This window comes from Vibrio sp. R11-SG3-ISO3-SZ (assembly GCF_059834345.1).
Map to the genome: position 1 here is coordinate 1 of NZ_JCBDGX010000177.1, position 3,326 is coordinate 3,326.

At 53.8% G+C, this 3,326-nt stretch carries 4 protein-coding genes; all 4 read right to left on the reverse strand.

Annotated features, from left to right (window positions below):
- Window positions 1–791: o-succinylbenzoate synthase (menC, locus tag AC6R1O_RS18580; protein ID WP_500657599.1), on the reverse strand; the 791-nt coding region annotated here is incomplete at its 3' end.
- Window positions 792–802: 11 nt separating this feature from the next.
- Window positions 803–1,669, reverse strand: coding sequence for a 1,4-dihydroxy-2-naphthoyl-CoA synthase (gene menB / locus AC6R1O_RS18585; protein WP_500657600.1), 867 nt, complete (start codon window positions 1,667–1,669; stop codon window positions 803–805).
- 47 nt (window positions 1,670–1,716) lie between these two features.
- Window positions 1,717–2,550 carry a 2-succinyl-6-hydroxy-2,4-cyclohexadiene-1-carboxylate synthase gene (gene menH / locus AC6R1O_RS18590; RefSeq protein ID WP_500657601.1) on the reverse strand — a complete coding sequence of 278 codons (834 nt, stop codon included), beginning with the start codon at window positions 2,548–2,550 and terminating at the stop codon, window positions 1,717–1,719.
- Window positions 2,540–3,326, reverse strand: a 787-nt coding sequence (locus tag AC6R1O_RS18595; protein ID WP_500657602.1) for a thiamine pyrophosphate-dependent enzyme, incomplete at its 5' end; no start/stop codon positions are given. The genes menH and AC6R1O_RS18595, both read right to left, overlap by 11 nt.

Below are 3,326 nucleotides of genomic sequence, written 5' to 3' on the forward strand. Positions count from 1 at the left end.
TTGATCCCAAGCGACATCGCTTGCTCAATCAGCGATTTACAGCGTTCAATCGAACCGATTAAGGTCGGTTTGATGATGATCGCTTTGGCGCCATTGAGATCGTGCAGTGAGAAATCCTCGCTGCGCATGGCATGCTGCAGTGTTTCATCCCAGGCAATCGCTATGCCGGTATTGATGGCAAAGGAGAAGCTGTCCCCCGGCGCTTGACACGGCTCTTCAATAAAAGCGATACGTTGACGTAGCGACGGCGCGATTTTCTTAGCAAATTGCGCCGCCTTGTCCGCGCTCCATGCTCGGTTCGCATCAAGACGCAGCGTCAAATCGGGAATCGACTCAAGAAATAGGCTCACCAGTAGGCCGTCTCGGATTGGCTCGTACAAGCCAACTTTGATTTTGGCGACTTTCTCCCCGCTCATCCCCGCCAGTTTGGGCAACAACTCATCCGGATCGCCCGAGCATAGCGGCGCGGCCTGAAAACAGCCCTCATCCGGCAAGGCGTTGTCGAGCTCCATCTGCGCCATCGATAGACCAAAGGCCACCGACGGGTGCAGCGCATCCAGCGCCAATTCTTGGCCCAGTTGCCAGTAAGAAAGCTGCTCGACCAATTGCGCGTAAGCCTCATCGAGGCTCTCCACGCTAAAGCCAGGCAACGGCGCGACTTCACCGCGACCAATTTGACCGTCGCAGCAAAGCTCAATCACAAAGCCTTCCCGCACAGTCAAACGTTGCTCGCGCAGGATCACACCACTGTCCATTGGCAGTTTGTAGCGGTACAGTTTGGCTGTTCTCATCACCAACTCCTTTACGGATTGCGTGGGAATTTATTGAAGTCAGGGCGACGCTTCTCATTGAAAGCGTTGCGACCCTCTTGGCCTTCTTCGGTCATGTAGAACATCATGGTTGCGTTGCCTGCCAACTCTTGAAGCCCCGCCTGACCATCACAATCCGCATTTAACGCCGCTTTCAGACAGCGCAGCGCCATTGGGCTGTGTTGCAAAGTTTCACGGCACCAGCGCACCGTCTCTTTTTCTAACTCTTCCAGAGGCACAACGGTATTCACCAGCCCCATGTCGAGCGCTTCTTGGGCGTCGTAAAAGCGGCACAAGAACCAGATTTCACGCGCTTTCTTTTGCCCAACAATTCTAGCCATGTAAGAGGCGCCCCAACCGCCATCGAAAGAGCCCACTTTGGGTCCTGTTTGACCAAATTGGGCGTTGTCTGCGGCAATCGTGAGGTCACACATCATGTGCAATACGTGGCCGCCGCCCACCGCCCAACCGGCCACCGAGGCGATCACGGGTTTTGGACAGGTGCGGATCTGGCGCTGAAAGTCCAACACGTTGAGATGGTGAGTGCCAGAATCATCTTGATAGCCGCCGTAGTCGCCACGAATTTTTTGATCGCCGCCTGAACAGAATGCTTTTTCGCCTAGCCCAGTCAGAATGATCACCCCAACACTCTCATCGTAGCGCGCATCCACGAGCGCATGGATCATCTCTTTGACCGTCAAAGGGCGAAACGCATTGCGCACCTGAGGTCTAGCGATGGTGATTTTAGCAATGCCATCGTCCGATTTATGGTAGTGGATGTCTTCATATTCGGCGCTGCAATCACGCCAATGAACGGGAGCGTAGAGTTCTTCTTCTGAGATACCGACTGTTTTAGCCATGATGATTCCTGTTTTGTCTTGTAGCCCAACCGAGCGGGGCATAATGTCTAGGAGCGAGCGGCAAGCGCAATACACTGCTCGCGCACCTGCTCTGCAAAGCGTTGGGGCTGTTCAACATGAACATTGTGCCCCGCATTCTCAACGCAGCAGAGGTGGAGCCCGCTGCGCTGTGCAAGTTGTTTAAATTTCTCATCCTGCTCACCGCAGACATAGGTGATTGGCAGGGTGAGTTGGCGCAGTGCGTCTAAGCAGTCCGGCTGCTTCGCCAAAGACGTTGCTAATAGCATCTTGGCCACCGCGGGGCCTAGATTATCACTGCGCTTGGCGATAAGAGTTTGTCTTTGCGCATCCTTTAGTGAACTAAATACGCGCTGGCGATACCAATCGCTCAATACCTGCTCAATCGGCTCCTCGCTAAAGCGGCGGGCCCATTGCGCATCACTGAGCCATCGCTCGTGGCGCTGTGCTTCGTCTTGCAAGCCAAAATTACCCCCCTCTAGCAGTAGGGCTTGGATATTCAGCGGCGCAAAATCGCGCTTCACCGTGCCCATCATGGCAAGGCGAGCGCCAAGCGAATAACCCACTACCACTATAGGTCGCTCCAAAGAGATTTGCTCACTCTGCAATCTCGCCAACACACTCTTGGTGATCTGTGCGCAGCAAGTCGAAAATGACTCGGTGTGGATGCCGACACTCTCACCGTGCCCCGGAAGATCGAGGCAAAGTCGATCAAACTCGCTCAGATAGCTGAGCGTCTCACGCCAATCGTCACTCGAACCAAGAAAGCCGTGAAGAAACACCAATAGCGGCGCGTCATCAGCTTGCTGAATACTGTCTTTTTTCTGAACATCATCGGCAGGGAAGAACTGACTAGAGAGCATGGATCTGACTGACACATTGACGAATATGACTCGACGCCTCACCCGCGGGCGTGACAACTTCAATAATGAGTGCGCCACTTCCCTGCTTGAGGTGCGTGGCTAAACAGTGCTGATAGACCGTCAGCGTTTTAGGCTGACAATACGCAAGGCCAAACTGAGCCGCGGCGTGTTCAAAATGAAAACCGTGCGGCATTTGATACAGAGCTTGCTTCTCCCTATCAGGGACCGGTAGCAAATCAAAAATCGCACCGCCATCGTTGTTGGTAATTACAATCACCACCGGCGTTGGCTCATGATGGAACAGGGCAAGTGAATTCAAATCATAAAGTGCGGAGGTATCGCCAAGCAGCACCACCGTCGGCGTTTGACGCTCACGCACAACACCTGCTGCGGTGGCGATCAAGCCATCAATACCCGATGCGCCGCGGTTACTCAACACCTCTCGCGGCGTCAACGCAGTAAACATATCCGCCAAGCGAACAATCAAACTGTTGCCAATAAAGAGCGATACTTCATCGGGCAACAATTCTAACGACATGGCCACGGAGACTTCGCTGAGAGCCCCATCCATATTGAACTGCTGCACTAGGCGGCGAGTTTGCTCACTTGCTTCTATTATGCCCTCCGCCCATCCGATTTTACGGCTTACCGCTGCGGGCATGATCGCTTGGACATTCTCAATCCAACGGCCAATATCCATCTCGTGATGATGCTGTTGCAGATGGTTCGGGTTATTGCGCGCAGGGTGAGGTGACACATAGTGATACTCAGCGCCA

Excerpts from the sequence above, each read along its gene's own strand:
- menB (WP_500657600.1), bottom strand. The coding sequence starts at position 1,669 with ATGGCTAAAACAGTCGGTATCTCAGAAGAAGAACTCTACGCTCCCGTT.
- menH (WP_500657601.1), bottom strand. The coding sequence starts at position 2,550 with ATGCTCTCTAGTCAGTTCTTCCCTGCCGATGATGTTCAGAAAAAAGAC.